General features: G+C 61.2%; 14 protein-coding genes and 1 riboswitch. Of the genes, 8 read left to right on the top strand and 6 right to left on the bottom strand.

Annotation, left to right across the window (positions count from 1 at the left end):
• Positions 1-29: 29 nt before the first annotated feature.
• Positions 30-1,076, bottom strand: coding sequence for a rod shape-determining protein (locus DSM110093_RS14810; RefSeq protein ID WP_040700660.1), 1,047 nt, complete (start codon positions 1,074-1,076; stop codon positions 30-32).
• 190 nt (positions 1,077-1,266) lie between these two features.
• Between DSM110093_RS14810 and DSM110093_RS14805 the strand changes: the two genes are divergently transcribed.
• The gene (locus DSM110093_RS14805; RefSeq protein WP_243265806.1) at positions 1,267-1,848 is read left to right on the top strand and encodes a VOC family protein; all 582 of its coding nucleotides are present in this window, start codon (positions 1,267-1,269) and stop codon (positions 1,846-1,848) included.
• A gap of 228 nt (positions 1,849-2,076) precedes the next feature.
• Here the strand turns inward: DSM110093_RS14805 and DSM110093_RS14800 are convergent, their stop codons facing one another.
• Positions 2,077-3,645, bottom strand: coding sequence for a 2-isopropylmalate synthase (locus tag DSM110093_RS14800; protein ID WP_243265805.1), 1,569 nt, complete (start codon positions 3,643-3,645; stop codon positions 2,077-2,079).
• Positions 3,646-3,944: 299 nt separating this feature from the next.
• Here DSM110093_RS14800 and DSM110093_RS14795 point away from each other — a divergent pair, with 299 nt between their 5' ends.
• Positions 3,945-4,613, top strand: coding sequence for an SDR family NAD(P)-dependent oxidoreductase (locus DSM110093_RS14795; RefSeq protein WP_243265804.1), 669 nt, complete (start codon positions 3,945-3,947; stop codon positions 4,611-4,613).
• Entirely contained in the window at positions 4,610-6,136 is a 1,527-nt protein-coding gene (locus DSM110093_RS14790) for a cryptochrome/photolyase family protein (protein ID WP_243265803.1), read from the top strand. Before DSM110093_RS14795 ends, DSM110093_RS14790 begins: the two co-directional genes overlap by 4 nt.
• 6 nt (positions 6,137-6,142) lie before the next feature.
• Here the strand turns inward: DSM110093_RS14790 and DSM110093_RS14785 are convergent, their stop codons facing one another.
• The 3 genes from DSM110093_RS14785 to DSM110093_RS14775 all read right to left on the bottom strand — a co-directional run bounded on the left by DSM110093_RS14785 (position 6,143) and on the right by DSM110093_RS14775 (position 8,628).
• The gene (locus DSM110093_RS14785) at positions 6,143-6,508 is read right to left on the bottom strand and encodes an antibiotic biosynthesis monooxygenase (RefSeq protein WP_243265802.1); all 366 of its coding nucleotides are present in this window, start codon (positions 6,506-6,508) and stop codon (positions 6,143-6,145) included.
• A 161-nt stretch (positions 6,509-6,669) separates the two neighbouring features.
• Positions 6,670-7,092 carry a hypothetical protein gene (locus tag DSM110093_RS14780; RefSeq protein WP_243265801.1) on the bottom strand — a complete coding sequence of 141 codons (423 nt, stop codon included), beginning with the start codon at positions 7,090-7,092 and terminating at the stop codon, positions 6,670-6,672.
• A gap of 78 nt (positions 7,093-7,170) precedes the next feature.
• Positions 7,171-8,628 carry a nitrilase-related carbon-nitrogen hydrolase gene (locus DSM110093_RS14775; protein WP_243265800.1) on the bottom strand — a complete coding sequence of 486 codons (1,458 nt, stop codon included), beginning with the start codon at positions 8,626-8,628 and terminating at the stop codon, positions 7,171-7,173.
• Positions 8,629-8,833: 205 nt separating this feature from the next.
• Here DSM110093_RS14775 and DSM110093_RS14770 point away from each other — a divergent pair, with 205 nt between their 5' ends.
• Both DSM110093_RS14770 and gltX read left to right on the top strand, forming a co-directional pair.
• Positions 8,834-10,366, top strand: coding sequence for a 2-isopropylmalate synthase (locus DSM110093_RS14770; RefSeq protein WP_243265799.1), 1,533 nt, complete (start codon positions 8,834-8,836; stop codon positions 10,364-10,366).
• A 65-nt stretch (positions 10,367-10,431) separates the two neighbouring features.
• Positions 10,432-11,769 (top strand): glutamate--tRNA ligase, encoded by a 1,338-nt coding sequence (gltX, locus tag DSM110093_RS14765; protein ID WP_243265798.1) that lies wholly within the window; start codon positions 10,432-10,434, stop codon positions 11,767-11,769.
• Between the two features lie 73 nt (positions 11,770-11,842).
• Here the strand turns inward: gltX and DSM110093_RS14760 are convergent, their stop codons facing one another.
• Positions 11,843-12,433: a gamma-glutamylcyclotransferase family protein gene (locus DSM110093_RS14760; RefSeq protein WP_243265797.1), complete on the bottom strand. Its 591-nt coding sequence runs from the start codon at positions 12,431-12,433 to the stop codon at positions 11,843-11,845.
• Positions 12,434-12,531: 98 nt separating this feature from the next.
• A riboswitch (glycine riboswitch) is annotated at positions 12,532-12,618 on the top strand.
• Positions 12,619-12,768: 150 nt separating this feature from the next.
• Here DSM110093_RS14760 and gcvT point away from each other — a divergent pair.
• The 3 genes from gcvT (at position 12,769) to gcvP (ending at position 17,222) form a co-directional block, all read left to right on the top strand.
• Entirely contained in the window at positions 12,769-13,902 is a 1,134-nt protein-coding gene (gene gcvT / locus DSM110093_RS14755; protein ID WP_243265796.1) for a glycine cleavage system aminomethyltransferase GcvT, read from the top strand.
• Positions 13,903-13,923: 21 nt separating this feature from the next.
• Entirely contained in the window at positions 13,924-14,283 is a 360-nt protein-coding gene (gcvH, locus tag DSM110093_RS14750; RefSeq protein ID WP_243265795.1) for a glycine cleavage system protein GcvH, read from the top strand.
• Between the two features lie 92 nt (positions 14,284-14,375).
• Positions 14,376-17,222: an aminomethyl-transferring glycine dehydrogenase gene (gene gcvP, locus DSM110093_RS14745; RefSeq protein WP_243265794.1), complete on the top strand. Its 2,847-nt coding sequence runs from the start codon at positions 14,376-14,378 to the stop codon at positions 17,220-17,222.
• Positions 17,223-17,248: the final 26 nt, after the last annotated feature.

Raw genomic sequence — 17,248 nt, 5'->3', positions numbered from 1 at the left:
GCGTGCCGGGTCTGGCTAACTTGCCAGTGTTAACTGTCGTAGTCGATCGCGTGGCGCAGCTGTTTCTCGTATTCCAGCGCCTTGCCGGTGCCGAGGGCCACGCAGTTCAGCGGCTCATCCGCGACTGAGATCGCAAGGCCGGTCTGTTCACGCAGCGCCAGATCAAGATCACCCAGCAGCGCACCGCCGCCGGTCAGCATCACGCCCCGGTCAACGATGTCGGCGGCCAGATCAGGTGGGGTGGTTTCCAGCGCGGTCATCACCGCCTCGCAAATTTGCTGCACCGGTTCGGCCAGCGCCTCGGCGATCTGCGCTTGGGTCACTTCGATTTCTTTTGGCACGCCATTCAGCAGGTCACGGCCCCGGATCTGCATCGAGGTGCCGCGCCCGTCGTCGGGCATCCGTGCCGTACCGATGGAGGTCTTGACCCGCTCGGCAGTCGTTTCACCAATCAGCAGGTTCTGCTGGCGGCGCAGGTAGCTGATGATGCCTTCGTCCATCCGGTCGCCGCCGACGCGGACAGAGCGTGCGTAAACGATGTCGCCCAGCGACAGCACCGCAACTTCGGTGGTGCCGCCGCCGATGTCGACGACCATGTTACCGGTTGGGTCGGTGATTGGCATCCCTGCACCGATGGCCGCAGCGATAGGCTCCGCAATCAGCCCGGCGCGGCGCGCGCCAGCAGAAAGCACCGATTGGCGGATCGCGCGTTTCTCAACCGGGGTCGCACCATGCGGCACGCAGACGATGATCTTGGGTTTGGAAAAGGTCGAACGCTTGTGCACCTTGCGGATGAAGTGCTTGATCATTTCCTCGGCGGTGTCGAAGTCGGCAATGACCCCTTCGCGCATCGGGCGGATTGCCTCAATGCTGCCGGGCGTCCGGCCCAGCATCAGCTTGGCGTCTTCGCCCACGGCGAGCACTTTCTTGACGCCGTCTTTGACGTGATAGGCCACAACCGAAGGTTCGCTGAGAACGATGCCCTTACCCTTGACGTAAACCAGCGTATTCGCGGTGCCGAGGTCGATCGCCATATCGGAGGAGAACAGGCCGCGGAATTGATCGAGGATGGACATAACAGTAGCGGAGCCTTGCAAATATTCGGACAGGCCCGCCAGCATGGGACCACGCGCGGGCTATTGGCTCTTATAGGGCGCACGGGGTCAGGGTGAAAGGGGCAAGACCGCAAAGGTGGCGCGATATTGCCGCCGCGCTATCATAGAGCGGTATATTTAGGGCACAGCACAGGCGGAGGTCGGCGATACCATGCAAAAGATACAGACACTTGGGGTGCATCACATCACCCTCACCGGGGCGGACCGACAAAGCTCGATCGACTTCTGGGAGGGGGTCTTGGGGATGCCTTTCATCTTTGACCAGCCCAATTTGGATGACCCGGACGAGGGGCATCTCTATTTCGATCCGGGCGATGGGCGGCTGATCACGATTTTCACCAATGAGACCCGCAAGCGGGTGCATAACCGCACGCCGATGGATCCGGGCTGCGTGCATCATCTGGCCTTTGAGGTGGACCGCGCGATGTTTGACCAAATCCCCGAGCGGTTAGAGGCGCGGGGCATCGGGCATTCGGGCGTGAAGGATCGAGGCTTTATGCATTCTGTCTATTTCAAGGATCCGCTGGGTCTGTTGATTGAACTGGCCTGCTACACCTTCATCCCGCCGCGCGGGTCGAGCCATGCCGAGGTGATGCTGGAGGCGCATAAGCTGCGGGTTGCGGCGGGGGATGATCATATCCAGCGGCAGCATTTGGCGGATGCGGTGATCAAGATTGTGGAACGGGGGCAGGCGTCGCTGAGTGCGGATCGCGGGGCGAAGAACCCGTATTGATCGTTGGGTTTCCGGTGATGACTGCCACCCCAGCCCGGAATCAAGCCGCAGGCGCCGGGCCATCGCCTGCCCGCCCCTCGGGTAGGCGATTTGGTGAGGCTGGGTGGCACATTGCAAAAACACATCATCGCTGAACCATAAAGTGGCACGAGGCAATGTTGGATCGCCAACCCGCGGGCAGGCGATGGCCCTATAGGCAAAAGGGCGGGGTTTCCCCCGCCCTCCGCATCAACTCACATCTTTGTAGTTAATCTCACGCTTGTCCGTGCCGCCCTTCTCACGCCGCACCAGCAGGCGGTTCAGCGCGTGGATATAGGCCCGCACACTCGCCACTACAGTATCGGTATCGGCAGATTGGCCGGTCACGATGCGGCCCTCTTCCTCCATCCGGACGGACACCGTCGCCTGCGCGTCGGTGCCTTCGGTGACCGCATGCACTTGGTAAAGCTGCAAGCGCGCGGTGTGCGGCACCAGTGCCTTGATGCAGTTGAACGCCGCGTCGACGGGGCCATCGCCCGTTTGGTTCGTGCTCTGCTCTGCGCCATCCACCTCAAGCACCATGTCGGCGGTCTGCGGGCCATCGGTGCCGCAAACGACCTTCATCGACTTAAGGCGAATGCGGTCCTCTTCGGGGTCAGTCGCGGTGCGCATCAGCGCAATCAGGTCATCCTCGTAGATTTCCTTTTTACGGTCGGCCAATTCCTTGAACCGCACGAAGACATCCTTAAGCTGGTTGTCCCCCAGTTCAAACCCGAGGTCTTCGAGCTTGGACCGCAGCGCCGCGCGGCCCGAGTGTTTGCCCATGACGATATTGGTCTCGGTCAGACCCACATCCTCGGGGCGCATGATCTCAAAGGTTTCGGCGTTTTTGAGCATGCCGTCTTGATGGATGCCGCTCTCATGGGCAAAGGCGTTCTTGCCCACGATGGCCTTGTTGAACTGCACTGCAAAGCCCGAGACCGTCGCAACGCGACGCGAGATGTTCATGATCTTGGTGCTGTCGATGCGCGTCTCATAAGGCATGATGTCATTGCGCACCTTCAGCGCCATGACGACCTCTTCGAGCGCCGTGTTGCCCGCGCGTTCGCCCAGACCGTTGATGGTGCATTCCACCTGTCGCGCCCCGGCCTCGACAGCGGCAAGGCTATTGGCCGTCGCCATGCCCAGATCGTTGTGGCAATGGGTGGCAAAGATGATCTCATCCGCGCCGGGCACGTTTTCGAGCAGTTTGGCGATCAGATCGGCGCTTTCGCGCGGGGCCGTATAGCCCACGGTATCGGGGATGTTGATCGTGGTGGCCCCGGCTTTGATGGCGATCTCAACAACACGGTAGAGGTAATCAAGCTCAGTCCGTGTAGCATCCATCGGCGACCATTGCACGTTGTCGCAGAGGTTGCGCGCGTGGGTCACTGTTTCATGGATGCGGTCGGCCATCTCATCCTGGGTCAGGTTCGGAATGGCGCGGTGCAGGGGCGAGGTGCCGATGAAGGTGTGGATGCGCGGCTGGCGGGCGTGTTTCACGGCCTCCCAGCAGCGGTCGATATCGCCCAATTGCGCGCGGGCAAGGCCACAGATCACGGCGTTCTGGCTTTGGCGGGCGATCTCGCTCACCGCGTTAAAGTCGCCTTCGGAAGCGATGGGAAAACCTGCTTCGATGATGTCGACGCCCATCTCATCCAAAAGCTGCGCGATCTCCAGCTTTTCGGCATGGGTCATCGTCGCCCCGGGGGATTGTTCGCCATCCCGCAAGGTGGTGTCAAAAATCAACACACGGTCCTGTTTCGTCATATCGGTCATCCTGGGTTCTTTCTTTGCTGGTATCCTTGGCGCGCAACACATCCCTCTGAGCGGGCGCGCCGAAGGGCACGCTCAGAGGCGAATTAGGTGCAGCAAGTTGGCGCGCAGCAGGCCCGCGCAGTAGCGCGGCAGGGTCGGGATATGGACGGCCTGTGTCATGCGGATAGTTATACGCCGGTCTTTTCAAATGAAAAGGGGGTGTTGAGGGTTTTGTTTGCCCACGCGACTGCACCACCTATCTGCCTATGATAAAGGGAGATGCGGATGCAGCGACAAGCGATACCACGGGAGGCGACAGCGTGAGCGCGCGGGTGCTTGTGATCGGGGCCAGCGGCGGGATCGGCGCGGCGCTGAGCGACACCTTGCGGGCGCGCGGGGATGAGGTAACGGCGCTCTCTCGCGCCCACGATGGGCTGGACCTTAGGGATGAGGCTTCGGTGAATGCGGCGCTGGAGGGGCTTACCGGCCCTTTCGACGCGGTGATCGTCGCCACAGGCGCTTTGGAGATTGACGGCTCTACCCCAGAGAAATCCATCAAGGCAATCTCCCAAAAGGCGATGATGGACCAATTTGCCCTGAACGCGGTTGGCCCGGCCCTCATATTGCGCCACGCGGCCAAGCTGTTGCCGCGCGACCGTCGGGCTGTCTTTGCTGTGCTTTCGGCGCGGGTCGGCTCTATCGGGGACAACCGTTTGGGCGGCTGGATCAGCTACCGCAGCGCCAAGGCGGCGGTGAACCAGATCGTCCATACCGCCGCGATTGAACTCAGCCGCAGCCATCCGCAAAGCATGTGCGTGGCGCTGCACCCCGGCACGGTTGAGACACCCTTTACCGAGAAATATCTGGGCCGCCATCCGGCGGTGCCGCCGGGGGAGGCTGCGGACAATCTGCTGCGGGTGATCGACGAGCTGACCCCGGACAATAGCGGCGGGTTCTTCGATTGGGCCGGAAAGGCGGTGCCGTGGTGAGCCGTTTGATCTTGGTTCTGGGCGATCAACTCTCCCTCAACCTGTCATCGCTACGCGAGGCCGACAAGGCGCGCGATGTGGTGGTCATGGCCGAAGTGGCGCAAGAGGCTGAATATGTGCGCCACCACCCCAAGAAGATCGCGCTGATCTTTGCTGCCATGCGCAAATTTTCCCGCACGCTGGAGAATGACGGCTGGACCCTCCGCTACACCCGGCTGGACGACCCTGAGAACGCAGGCTCTATCGTTGGAGAACTGCTGCGCCGCGCAGAAGAAACCGGTGCGGATGAGGTGATCGTGACGGAACCGGGGGAGTGGCGTCTGATCAGCAAGCTGACCCATGCGCCGATCCCCACCCGCCTTTTGCCAGACGACCGTTTCATCGCCAGCCGCAAACGGTTCGAAGATTGGGCCGAGGGGCGCAAAGCGCTGCGGATGGAGTATTTCTACCGCGAGATGCGCCGCGAGACCGGCCTGTTGATGGAGGGCGACGATCCAGCAGGTGGCAAGTGGAACTTTGACCACGACAACCGCAAACCACCGAAAGAGGGGCTGGACGTCCCCGAGCCGCTCAGCTTTGCGCCGGATGCTGAGACTCAAGCGGTGCTGGACCTTGTTGAGGCCCGCTTTGGGGACAATTTCGGTGATCTCCACCCCTATGACTTTGCCACAACGCGCGAGGAGGCCCTGCAAGTCTTGTCGCATTTCATCGCCCGCGCCCTGCCACAGTTTGGCGATTACCAAGACGCGATGTTGCAGGATCAGCCCTATCTCTTTCACGCGCTGATCTCCCCTTACCTTAACCTCGGCTTGTTGGACCCGATGGAGGTCTGCCGGGCCGCGGAACAAGCATGGCTGGAGGGCGACGTGCCAATCAACGCCGCCGAAGGGTTCATTCGCCAGATCCTAGGTTGGCGGGAATATGTGCGGGGCATCTATTTCCTTGAAGGGCCGGGGTATGTGGCGCGCAACGTGCTGCGCCATGACCGCGACTTGCCTGCCTTTTACTGGGGTGCCGACACGCAGATGAATTGTCTTCGGCAAGCCATCGGGCAAACGCAGAAATACGCCTATGCGCATCACATTCAGCGGCTGATGGTGACGGGAAATTTTGCCCTGCTGGCTGGGATTGATCCGCATCAGGTGCATGAATGGTATCTAGAGGTCTACGCGGATGCCTATGAATGGGTCGAAGCGCCTAATACCGTGGGGATGAGCCAGTTTGCCGATGGCGGGGTGATAGCCTCGAAACCCTATGTTTCGTCGGGAGCTTACATCAACCGGATGTCGGACTATTGCAAAGGGTGCAGCTATAGCGTCAGCGCGAAGGCGGGCGAGAAAGCCTGCCCGTTCAACCTGCTTTATTGGCACTTCCTTGACCGTCACCGTGAGCGGTTTCAGGGCAATGCGCGGATGAGAAATATGTACGCGACATGGGGCCGCATGGATGCGGACCGTCGTGAGGCGATCTTGCGCGATGCGGGCAACTGGTTGCAGCGGTTAGAGGCCGGGGAGACGGTCTAGGCCCGGTCAGCCTTCGGGAGTGGGCCGTGGCGGATGGATATCTTGACTGTCCTGTGGCGCCTCGGTGCGGTCGAACATGCCATAGTCACGGATCACATGGGCAATGCGCAGGTGATAGTCGGTAAAGATCCCCGCGCGCCCTGCCGCCTGCGCGCCGCGATGCGCGGTCAGCTTGCGCCAGTTCTGCACTGCCTCTTCATCACGAAAGAACGAAAGCGACAGCAGCTTTTCGGGGTTGGCCAGGCTCTGGAAACGCTCGACAGAGATAAAGCCGTCGACCTCCTCCAAGAGAGGGCGCATCTTGGCCGCAATATCGAGGTATTCCGCACGGCGGTCGGGGTGGGGGAAGACTTCGAAAATGACGGCGATCATGGTGGCTCCCGGCGGTTGCTGCCCCATGCTAGCCCTAGTTTTCGGACAAAGAAAAGGCCCGGAGATCACTCTCCGGGCTTATGAGATCGCGCACAGCCATCCTATCGGACTAAACGCGTATGACGCAGAGACGGCGGCGGTGGTACTGATGTCTTTACGCCTTAGTCAATCAGTGCCTTGACCAAAAGCGTTGCCGCCGCGGCGAGGTAAATGCTGTCGCCATGCGCGATGTAAACTTCGTCGCGGCGAGGTTGGGGGAGGCCCCGTGTGCGCCAGTTGTTGATAACGACTACTTCTTTTTTGCTGAAATGGTGACCGATATCATGTTGATGGTGCCGCTTCGTGACCTTCTTGGCATTGTGTTTCACCACCTTGGCCTTGCGGCTTTGCTTTGAAGCTTTGGCCTTATGGTTTTGCTTCTCCACCTTCACCTTATCGTTTTGCTTTACCGTCTTTGTCTTGGCGTTGTGACCGTTGTTTTCTTGAACGACTACTCTTTCCGCCACGGCCGTTTGCGGCAGGGCGGTCATCGCGGTGATCGTCAAAGCAAAAATAGTCATGCATCGTTTTATGAAGGTCTGCATTGGGTCCATCCTTGTTGTTCAGTCCTTCTTGAACGTTCCAACAGGATATTTCCGTCGGTCGCCAGACGGGTGGCAATGCTAGGCTTTCCAAAAGGGCGCACGCACTGCCGTGAGCCGGGGGCCGGGGGCGGACCGGTTATTCTGTGACGGACGGGTGGCAATTTGCGCTGCGACCTCTTCTGCGGTCTGCCCTTCGTAACCGGCCGCCACGCAATCATGTACGCTGCCGTTATCATCCAAAAGAATCCGCAGGATGCCGTCCAAAGCGCTATCTTTTGGGATGAGCTTCAACACAGGCAGTGCTGCATCTGCGGGCCCTTGCATCCAATCGCGGTGGGTCTCATTGCGCCAGTGACAAAGCGCCTGAACCTCGGTCTGGTATAGGTCTTTGACAGGATTGAAATCGCCCCTCGGGACCGGCGCGGCCCCCATCGTTGCGACGGTCTTATTCTGTGGAGTGATCAACAGTGCCCCGGCATCATCCGCCAAGACGTGCAGCATCATACCGCGTAGGCGGGGCGCGAAAGCATCTGTGCTTACCTCTGCCCCAAGCGCGGCCAGATTGTCGTGCAGCGCGGAATGCACGCGCCCCTCCTCAGGGATCGCAATCCGGCGAACATTCTCTGGCCCCAAAGCATCCAGCGCAATGGCCGTTGCCAGCGCGGCATCATTCCCTTCGGCCTGTTCGATAAACACCTGAGTGGCGCCCGTTTTCGCAACATGGTCCCGCAGGCCCACGACCATCGCGCGGTAGTCTCGTTCAGGCGCTTCTGGTTGAGGCGCGAGAGTGCCTGCCGCGATTTTCCAGCCGTCCGTCCCACGCTCTAAGTCGACATGGGCGATGGCGTCGTCGAATGCGGGCAGTTGCAGCGCCAGCCTGCCGCCGGGGTTCAGCGCGAATGAAGCACCATCAAACACCTGCTCTTCCTGTCCGCCGGTCATATTGAGGTAGATCAGCGGCAGCTCAGTCTCAATCACCCGCGCGACCATATGGTTTAGCCGCCGGTCCATCGCACCGCGTAGATGGGGTGCGGCATTTGGGATCAAAAGGAACTCGGCCCCGGTCTCGGCCTGTGTTTCGGCCACATCGCTTTCCCAGCCATCCGCGCCGATAGGAGAGCCGATGCGCAGCCCGTCCACCACATAGGGGCCGCTGATCGGGCCAGCGTCGAAGTGAGAGCGTGGCGCGAGGCTGTGTTGAAGCACCCGCTGGGCGATCTTGCCGTCCTGCAAAATCAGGTAGGCGTTATAGACCTGCGTGCCCTCGACCCACGGTGCGCCGAGTGCCAGTGCAGGGCCATCTGCGCAGTGCTCGGCAAGCGTTTTCAAATGAGCCAGTACATCACGTTGAAAGGCAGGGTTGTGATGCAGCCTTTCGGCATCATGCCCGGTCAGGAACAACTCAGGCAGAGCGACCATCTGCGCACCTGCGTCGCGGCCAGCTTCCCACGTTTTGCGTGCCAGTGCCGCATTTCCCGACAAATCACCGACAGTCGGGTTTAATTGCCCAAGGGTGAGGCGAAAGCGGTCTGTCATAGCATGGCTCCGGGCTGGCTGGCGTTTGTCGGATGTAGCAGATCGGCGCAGTGGCGAAACCCCTGTGCGCCTGTGTGCCGCAGCGCATGCGCCGGGCTGGATCGGCCGAAACCGGCGTGCCCGTCTTGCAAACACGTTGCCTCTGCTTCCTATCACCCGTAACCTCAGGGCAAATGACACTTAACGAGATCGGGAATTTCCGCCCATGTTGCACCGCAGCCTGCCCCTCTGTCTGATCGCTCTTCTGGCCACACCGCTTGCGGCGCAGGACGGGCAGGTGCTGACCAAGGAATATGACGACGGCGGCATTTATGAGGGCACGTTTCAAGGCGGCCTTCAGCATGGCACCGGCACCTATAAGCTGCCCAACGGCTATGAATATTCCGGCGAATGGGTTGAAGGCGAGATCAAGGGCGAAGGCGTCGCGCGCTTCCCCAATGGGTCGGTCTATGAGGGTAACTTTGCCAAGGGCAAACCCGAAGGTCTGGGCAAGATCACCTTTGCCGATGGCGGCACCTATGAGGGCGAGTGGGAAGCGGGCGCGATCATGGGGCAAGGCGTGGCGATCTACGCCAATGGCGTGCGCTATGAGGGCGCGTTCCGCAATGCCAAACACCACGGCAAGGGCGTGATGCAAAGCCCCGGTGGCTATGAATACAAAGGCGATTGGGTCGATGGCGTCAAACAGGGCGTCGGCACGATCACCTACCCCGATGGCGCGGTCTATGAAGGCGAGATCGAAGGCGGCAAGCGCAGTGGCGAGGGCACGCTGACCATGCCCGACGGGTTGGTCTATGTGGGCCTGTGGAAAGACGGCCAGATCGACGGGACCGGGACGCTGACCCAGCCCAACGGCGATATCTACGAAGGCACGCTGGTCGCGGGCCGCCGTGAGGGCAAGGGCAAGGTCACCTATGAAAACGGCGACACCTATGAAGGCGACTTTAAGGATGACCGCCGCGATGGGCAGGGCACCTTCACCGGCACCGATGGCTATGTCTACACCGGCTCTTGGGTCGCTGGGCAGATCGAGGGGGAGGGTCAAGTGACCTATCCCGACGGATCGGTTTACGTTGGCACCTTCCGCAATGATTTGGCCGATGGCATGGGCAAGATCACCTATCCCGATGGATCGACCTATGAAGGCGCTTGGCTGGCAGGCGTGATCGAAGGCGAAGGCATCGCGACCTATACCAACGGCGTGGTCTATGAGGGCGAATTCAAAGACGCCCGCAACCATGGCCAAGGGGTGATGACCTATGCCGACGGCTACCGCTATGAGGGGGGCTGGCAGGACGGTCAGCGCCATGGTCAGGGCAAGGCGACTTATCCCGATGGCACTGTCTATGAGGGCGCATTCGCCGACGGCCAGCGCCACGGTCAGGGCAAGATCACTATGGCCAGCGGCTTTGTCTACGAAGGCGATTGGACCGAGGGCGAGATCGAAGGGCAGGGCGTGGCGACCTATGCCAATGGCGATGTCTATGAAGGCACCTTTAAAGCAGGCAAACGGCAGGGCAACGGCACCATGCGCTATGCCAGCGGTGAAGAAGCCTCGGGCGATTGGGAGAACGGCGCGTTGAGCGATGGTACGTCCGAAGAACCGTCGGCAGATGCGCAAGTCACTGAGCCTGCTGCCGAGGCCGTGCCAGCGGATGACGCGCCGGAAGAGAGTGCAGAAGATGAGAGCACAGCGGTCACCCCAGCCCAAAACGCAACAGCAGCAGACGGCGGCTGACCCCCGCCTTTGCTGGACAACGCCCGCGCCCTGTGGCAAGCCCGCGCGCAACAGGAGTACGCCAGATGTCCAACCCCACCGTCACCCGTTTCGCCCCGTCCCCCACTGGCTATATCCACGTGGGCAACCTGCGCACCGCGCTGATGAACTACCTCATCGCGCGCAAGGCAGGCGGCACTTTTATCCTGCGCATTGACGACACCGATCCCGAGCGCAGCCGCGAAGAGTATGTCGACGGCATCAAGCAAGACCTTGAGTGGCTGGGGCTGGAATGGGACCGGGTCGAGCGCCAGTCCGAACGGTTGGACCGCTACCACGCCGCCGCCGAGGACCTGCGCGAAAAGGGCCGTTTCTACGAGGCGTTCGAGACGCCGACAGAGCTGGACCTCAAGCGCAAGAAACAGCTCAACATGGGCAAGCCGCCGGTCTATGACCGCGCCGCGCTGAACCTCTCCGACGATGAGAAAGCCGCGCTGCGCGCCGAGCGTGGCGATGGTGTTTGGCGGTTCAAGCTCGATCACCAGCGGATCGAATGGGATGACGGTATCTTGGGCGATATCTCAATCGACGCGGCTTCGGTTAGTGACCCCGTACTGATCCGTGGCGATGGGCAGATCCTTTATACCTTGGCGAGCGTCGTGGACGACACCGAGATGGGCGTGACCCATGTGGTGCGCGGGTCGGACCATGTGACCAACACCGCGACCCAGATCCAGATCATGCAGGCGCTCGGCAATGGGGCGGTGCCCTCGTTCGCGCACCACTCGCTGCTCACCGGCCCGCAGGGCGAGGCGCTGAGCAAACGCCTTGGCACGCTGGCCCTGCGTGATCTGCGCGAGCAGGGGGTTCAGCCCTTTGCGCTGTTGAGCCTGATGGCGCGGTTGGGGTCCTCTGATCCGGTGGAGCTGCGCACGGATATGGCGGAGTTGATCGAGGGTTTCGACATCAACCGCTTCGGCTCGGCGCCGACCAAGTTTGATGTGCAGGATCTGTTCCCGCTGACCGGGCGCTACCTGCAGCAACTGCCGCTTGAGGCCGTGAAAGGCGACATCATCGCCCTTGGCGTGCCGGAAGACAAAGCCGCGCAGTTCTGGGCGGTCACGCGCGAGAATATCTCGACGCTGAAGGATTTGGGTCCGTGGTGGGCCATGTTCCGCGACGGGGCCGAGCCGGTGATTGCCGAGGAAGACCGCGAATTCGTGGCTCAGGCCATGCTGCTGCTGCCGGAGATGCCCTTTGACGAGCACACGTGGTCAAACTGGACCGCTGCGGTCAAGGAGGCCACCGGGCGCAAGGGGCGTGGGTTGTTCCGGCCCCTGCGTTTGGCGCTGACGGGGCAGGAACACGGGCCAGAGATGGCGCAGGTTCTACCGTTGCTCCAGACCGTCAAAGCACGCGGCTGAGGTGGGCTGAGGGCATTCGGGGGCGCTGCCCCCGGACCCCCGCGGGTATTTGAAAAAGGATGAATTAGAGCGGTTAGAAGTTCTTCTTTGTGAAGGGGACTTCGTCGCGCGATTTCACCTGTAGCGACAAGCGGTCGATGTGGTGATCGACGACGGCCGTTTCTTCTGGCGTTAGGGTCTGGTGGCGCGGGTAGAGGGGCGCTGCGCGGTCGTCCAGAATGGGCGTGTCCCAGCCTTCGGTGGTGTCAAAGAAGCGCGTGGCGCCATCGGTGCCGAACTCGCGTAGGAAGCCTTGGACCACAACATCAAGATAGCTTAGCAGGATGACGTGATCGCCGTGGTCGACCGCGATTTCCAGCGGGATGGCGTAATGGGCGATGTCGGGTGCAGGGACCATATCATGGATCACGGCACCGCCTGAGGCGTGGCGTTCGTAGCTGTATTCACGCTGGTCCAGCGCCGCCCAATCCGCGCCCGGCACGGCGGCGATGAGACCGTCGATCCGGGTGCTTTGATCTTGCACCACGGAGAGGTAGACGATGTCGCGCCCTTCGGCGCGGACCCATTTGCGCCGCCAGCCGTCAAGCCGGGCAGGCCGGGCATCGGGGTAGGCGTGGGTATTGCGATTCACGAGGCTGCCGTAGCCGAAAAAATAGGGGGTCATGCGCGAAAGGTCCTGTATTTGTCGCGTGCACCAAAACATGTGTCGTATCCGGCCACAAGCATGCTTGACGCAGAGGTATGCGGCGGCATACGAAAGGCGCAATCGTCACGGGAGAATCGGTTAACACCGGTGCCGAAGGAGCAACCGCCCCGGAAACTCTCAGGCCCCAGGACCGCGACGTGACCAAAGACTCTGGAGAGAGGCGCGGATGCGCCCGCCGAAGGGATAACGATCTCAGGCGGAAGGACAGAGGGGGCATCATGCGCGGCATTAGCGGCGCTAAGGTGCCGGCGTGGTCAAAAGGTCATCCGGAAGCGACAGGAAAGGCGAACCGGATGAGCGATCTCAAGCAGACGGCATTGCATGATTTGCATGTGGAACTAGGGGCCAAGATGGTGCCCTTTGCGGGCTATTCGATGCCCGTGCAATACCCCCTTGGTGTGATGAAGGAGCATCTGCACACCCGCGCCGCCGCCGGGCTGTTTGATGTGAGCCACATGGGGCAGGTCGCGCTGCGGGCCAAATCTGGCAGCTATGAAGATGTGGGCTTGGCGATGGAGACGCTGGTGCCGGTCGATGTGCTGGGCTTGGGCGAAATGCGCCAGCGCTATGCGATGTTCACGGATGCCACCGGCGGTATTTTGGACGATCTGATGTTGGCCAATCTGGGCGATCATCTTTTTGTCGTGGTCAATGCGGGTTGCAAGGATGACGATATTGCGTTGATGAAATCAGCGCTTTCAGAGACCTGCGAGATTGAGGTGTTGAATGACCGTGCGTTGCTGGCTCTGCAAGGGCCGCAAGCCGAGGCCGCGCTGGCGCGGTTGCAGCCCGCTGTCGCCGATATGAAATTTATGGATGTGGCGCAGGGCGTCGACATTGACGGGATCAAGGTCACGATTTCCCGTTCGGGTTATACCGGCGAAGATGGCTATGAAATCTCGGTTGCCAATGATGACGCGGAGGCGCTGGCGCGTAAGCTGTTGGCGCTGAAGGAGGTCGAGCCTATCGGTCTGGGCGCGCGTGACAGTCTGCGGTTGGAAGGCGGGTTGTGCCTCTATGGGCATGACATCGACACCACGACTACGCCTGTTGAGGCGGCGTTGAACTGGGCAATTCAGAAGGTGCGCCGCAATGATGGTGAGCGCGCGGGCGGTTTCCCGGGTGCGGGTGTGATTTTGCAACAGCTCGCTGACGGTGCGCCCCGCAAACGCGTGGGGCTGCTGCCCGAAGGTCGGGCGCCGATGCGCGAAGGTGTGGCGATTTTCGATGCTGCCGAGGGCGGCAATGAGGTTGGCACGGTGACCTCTGGCGGCTTTGGTCCGACGGTTGGCGGGCCGGTTGCCATGGGCTATGTCACTGCCGAGCATGCGAAGGTCGACACGCCGCTTTGGGGCGAGGTACGCGGCAAGCGCTTGCCATTGACTGTCACGAAAATGCCGTTCGTTGCGGCGAACTTCAAACGCTGAATCTACACAGGGAAATCCAACATGAAATTTACCGAAGAACATGAATGGCTGCGCGTCGAGGGTGACGAAGTGGTCGTAGGCATCACCACTCATGCCGCCGAGCAGCTTGGCGACGTGGTATTCGTGGAGCTGCCCGACGAAGGCACCACCGTCAGCAAGGATGACGAGGTTGTGGTGATCGAATCTGTCAAGGCGGCGTCGGATATCCTCGCCCCTATCGATGGTGAAATCACCGAGGTGAACAGCACGCTCACGGACAACCCTAGCATGGTCAACGACGACCCGCAGGGCGAGGCGTGGTTCTTCAAGATGAAGGTCTCTGACGCGAGCCAAATGGACGACTTCATGGACGAAGCGGCCTACCAGAAATTCATCGGCTAAACCGCCGCGCTGCTGATCACCTGCGTCGCCCGCTTTGGGCGGCGCGCCACAAACAGGGGGCGCCACTGCCGCGCCGTGACGAGGAACCCGATATGAGCTTTAAGCCGACCGAATATTTGCCCTATGATTTCGCCAACCGGCGTCATATCGGCCCGTCCCCTTCCGAAATGTCGCAGATGCTCGACACCGTAGGCGCCGAAAGCCTTGATGCGTTGATCGACGACACGCTGCCCAAGGCAATCCGCGCCAAAGAGCCGCTTGATTTCGGCAAGGCGATGAGCGAGCGCGAAGTGTTGGAGCATATGCGCACGATTGCTGGCAAGAACAAGGTGCTCACCAGCCTCATCGGGCAGGGCTATCACGGCACCGTCACGCCGCCTGCGATCCAGCGGAATATTCTTGAGAACCCCGCGTGGTACACCGCCTACACGCCCTATCAGCCCGAAATTTCTCAAGGCCGTTTGGAAGCGCTGTTGAACTTCCAAACGATGATCAGCGACCTGACCGGTCTTGAGATCGCCAACGCCTCGTTGCTGGACGAAGCGACAGCCTGTGCCGAAGCGATGACCATGGCGCAGCGCGTGTCGAAATCCAAAGCCACGGGCTTCTTTATCGACCGCGATTGCCATCCACAGAACATCGCCGTGATGAAAACGCGCGCCGAGCCTTTGGGCATCGAAATTATCGTCGGCGATCCCGACAAGATGGAAGCCAACAAGGTCTTTGGCGCGATCTTCCAATACCCCGGCACCTATGGCCATGTGCGCGACTTTAGCGATCATATGACCGCGCTGCATAACGCCAAGGCCATCGGCATCGTTACCGCCGATCCGCTGGCGCTGACGCTGTTGAAAGAGCCGGGCGCGATGGGGGCAGATATTGCTGTTGGTTCGACCCAGCGGTTTGGCGTGCCCGAAGGTTATGGCGGCCCGCACGCGGCGTATATGGCCTGCAAAGACGCGATGAAGCGCGCCATGCCGGGGCGGATCGTCGGCGTGTCGATCGACGCGCACGGCAACCGCGCTTACCGCCTATCCCTGCAAACCCGCGAGCAGCACATCCGGCGTGAGAAGGCGACCTCGAACGTTTGCACCGCGCAGGCGCTGCTGGCGGTGATGGCGTCGATGTATGCCGTGTTCCACGGGCCGGAAGGCTTGAAGGCCATCGCACAGCGCATCCACCGCAAGACAGTGCGTCTGGCGAAGGGCCTGGAGGCCGCGGGCTTTGACGTGCAGCCCGAGAGCTATTTCGACACGGTCACCGTTGAGGTCGGCCCCTTGCAGGCCGCGGTGATGAAATCCGCCGTGGACGAAGGCATCAACCTGCGCCGTGTGGGCGGGACCAAGGTTGGCATCACACTGGACGAGCGCACCCGTCCCGACACCATCGAAGCGGTCTGGCGTGCCTTTGGCATTCGTCAGGCGGATGACGATTTTACGCCTGAGTACCGCCTGCCCGATGCGATGGTCCGCACGAGCGACTACCTCACGCACCCGATTTTCCACATGAACCGGGCCGAGACCGAGATGATGCGCTACATGCGCCGCCTTGCGGACCGTGATCTGGCGCTTGACCGGGCGATGATCCCGCTGGGGTCTTGCACGATGAAGCTGAACTCGGCGGCTGAGATGATGCCGGTGACGTGGCGTGAATTCTCGCTGATCCATCCCTTCGTGCCCGCCGATCAGGCGCTTGGCTATCAGGAAATGATCGACGATCTGTCGGACAAGCTGTGCGAGATAACCGGCTATGACGCGATCTCGATGCAGCCGAACTCGGGGGCGCAGGGCGAATATGCGGGGCTTTTGACCATCGCTGCGTATCACCGTGAGCAGGGACAAGGGCACCGGAACATTTGCCTTATTCCGATGAGCGCCCATGGCACCAACCCGGCTTCCGCGCAGATGGTGGGCTGGAAGGTCGTGGTCATCAAGACCGCCGCCAATGGTGACATCGATCTTGACGATTTCCGCGCCAAGGCCGAGCAGCACAGCGAAAACCTCGCCGGTTGCATGATCACCTACCCGTCGACCCACGGCGTGTTCGAGGAAACCGTGCATGAGGTGACCAAGATCACCCATGACCACGGCGGCCAAGTCTATATCGACGGCGCCAATATGAACGCGATGGTGGGCCTGTCGCGCCCCGGCGATCTGGGCGGCGACGTGAGCCACCTGAACCTGCACAAGACCTTCTGCATCCCGCATGGCGGCGGCGGCCCCGGCATGGGGCCCATTGGTGTGAAGTCGCACCTGATCCCGCATCTGCCGGGTCATCCGAATGACGAGGGCGCGGCTGTTTCGGCGGCACCTTATGGTTCGCCTTCCTTGCTGCCGATCTCTTGGTCCTACTGCCTCATGATGGGCGGGGACGGGCTGACACAGGCGACCCGCGCGGCGATCCTCAACGCCAACTACATCGCCAAGCGGCTCGAAGGGGCCTATGACGTGCTCTATAAAGGGCCGAGCGGTCGGGTGGCGCATGAGTGCATCATCGACGTGCGCCCCTATGAGGAAACGGCGGGCATCACCAACGAAGATGTCGCCAAGCGGCTGGTTGACTGCGGCTTCCACGCGCCGACAATGTCATGGCCTGTCGCGGGCACGCTGATGGTGGAACCGACGGAGTCGGAGACCAAGGCCGAGCTTGACCGCTTCTGCGATGCGATGTTGGCGATCCGCGAAGAAATTCGCGAGATCGAAGAGGGCCGCATGGACCGCGCCAACAACCCGCTCAAGAACGCGCCGCATACGGTCGAAGATCTGGTGGTGGAATGGGGCGACCGGCCCTACAGCCGTGAGCAGGGCTGCTTCCCTCCCGGTGCCTTCCGCGTCGACAAATACTGGCCGCCGGTCAACCGCGTCGACAACGTGCATGGCGACCGCAACCTGATCTGCACCTGCCCACCGTTAGAAGACTACGCCGAAGCGGCTGAGTAATCAGGGCACTAAGAAAGTCAAAGGGC

The sequence above is a fragment of the Sulfitobacter sp. DSM 110093 genome, assembly GCF_022788715.1.
Classification (GTDB): domain Bacteria; phylum Pseudomonadota; class Alphaproteobacteria; order Rhodobacterales; family Rhodobacteraceae; genus Sulfitobacter.
The sequence above is the reverse complement of the archived record's forward strand: the minus strand, read 5'-3'. Positions and strand labels throughout refer to the sequence as shown.

What these genes read in the sequence shown, in the direction of transcription:
- DSM110093_RS14810 (WP_040700660.1), bottom strand. Translation starts at nt 1,076, where the DNA reads ATGTCCATCCTCGATCAATTCCGCGGCCTGTTCTCCTCCGATATGGCG.
- DSM110093_RS14805 (WP_243265806.1), top strand. Translation starts at nt 1,267, where the DNA reads ATGCAAAAGATACAGACACTTGGGGTGCATCACATCACCCTCACCGGG.
- DSM110093_RS14800 (WP_243265805.1), bottom strand. Translation starts at nt 3,645, where the DNA reads ATGACCGATATGACGAAACAGGACCGTGTGTTGATTTTTGACACCACC.
- DSM110093_RS14785 (WP_243265802.1), bottom strand. Translation starts at nt 6,508, where the DNA reads ATGATCGCCGTCATTTTCGAAGTCTTCCCCCACCCCGACCGCCGTGCG.
- DSM110093_RS14780 (WP_243265801.1), bottom strand. Translation starts at nt 7,092, where the DNA reads ATGCAGACCTTCATAAAACGATGCATGACTATTTTTGCTTTGACGATC.
- DSM110093_RS14775 (WP_243265800.1), bottom strand. Translation starts at nt 8,628, where the DNA reads ATGACAGACCGCTTTCGCCTCACCCTTGGGCAATTAAACCCGACTGTC.
- DSM110093_RS14770 (WP_243265799.1), top strand. Translation starts at nt 8,834, where the DNA reads ATGTTGCACCGCAGCCTGCCCCTCTGTCTGATCGCTCTTCTGGCCACA.
- gltX (WP_243265798.1), top strand. Translation starts at nt 10,432, where the DNA reads ATGTCCAACCCCACCGTCACCCGTTTCGCCCCGTCCCCCACTGGCTAT.
- DSM110093_RS14760 (WP_243265797.1), bottom strand. Translation starts at nt 12,433, where the DNA reads ATGACCCCCTATTTTTTCGGCTACGGCAGCCTCGTGAATCGCAATACC.
- gcvT (WP_243265796.1), top strand. Translation starts at nt 12,769, where the DNA reads ATGAGCGATCTCAAGCAGACGGCATTGCATGATTTGCATGTGGAACTA.
- gcvH (WP_243265795.1), top strand. Translation starts at nt 13,924, where the DNA reads ATGAAATTTACCGAAGAACATGAATGGCTGCGCGTCGAGGGTGACGAA.
- gcvP (WP_243265794.1), top strand. Translation starts at nt 14,376, where the DNA reads ATGAGCTTTAAGCCGACCGAATATTTGCCCTATGATTTCGCCAACCGG.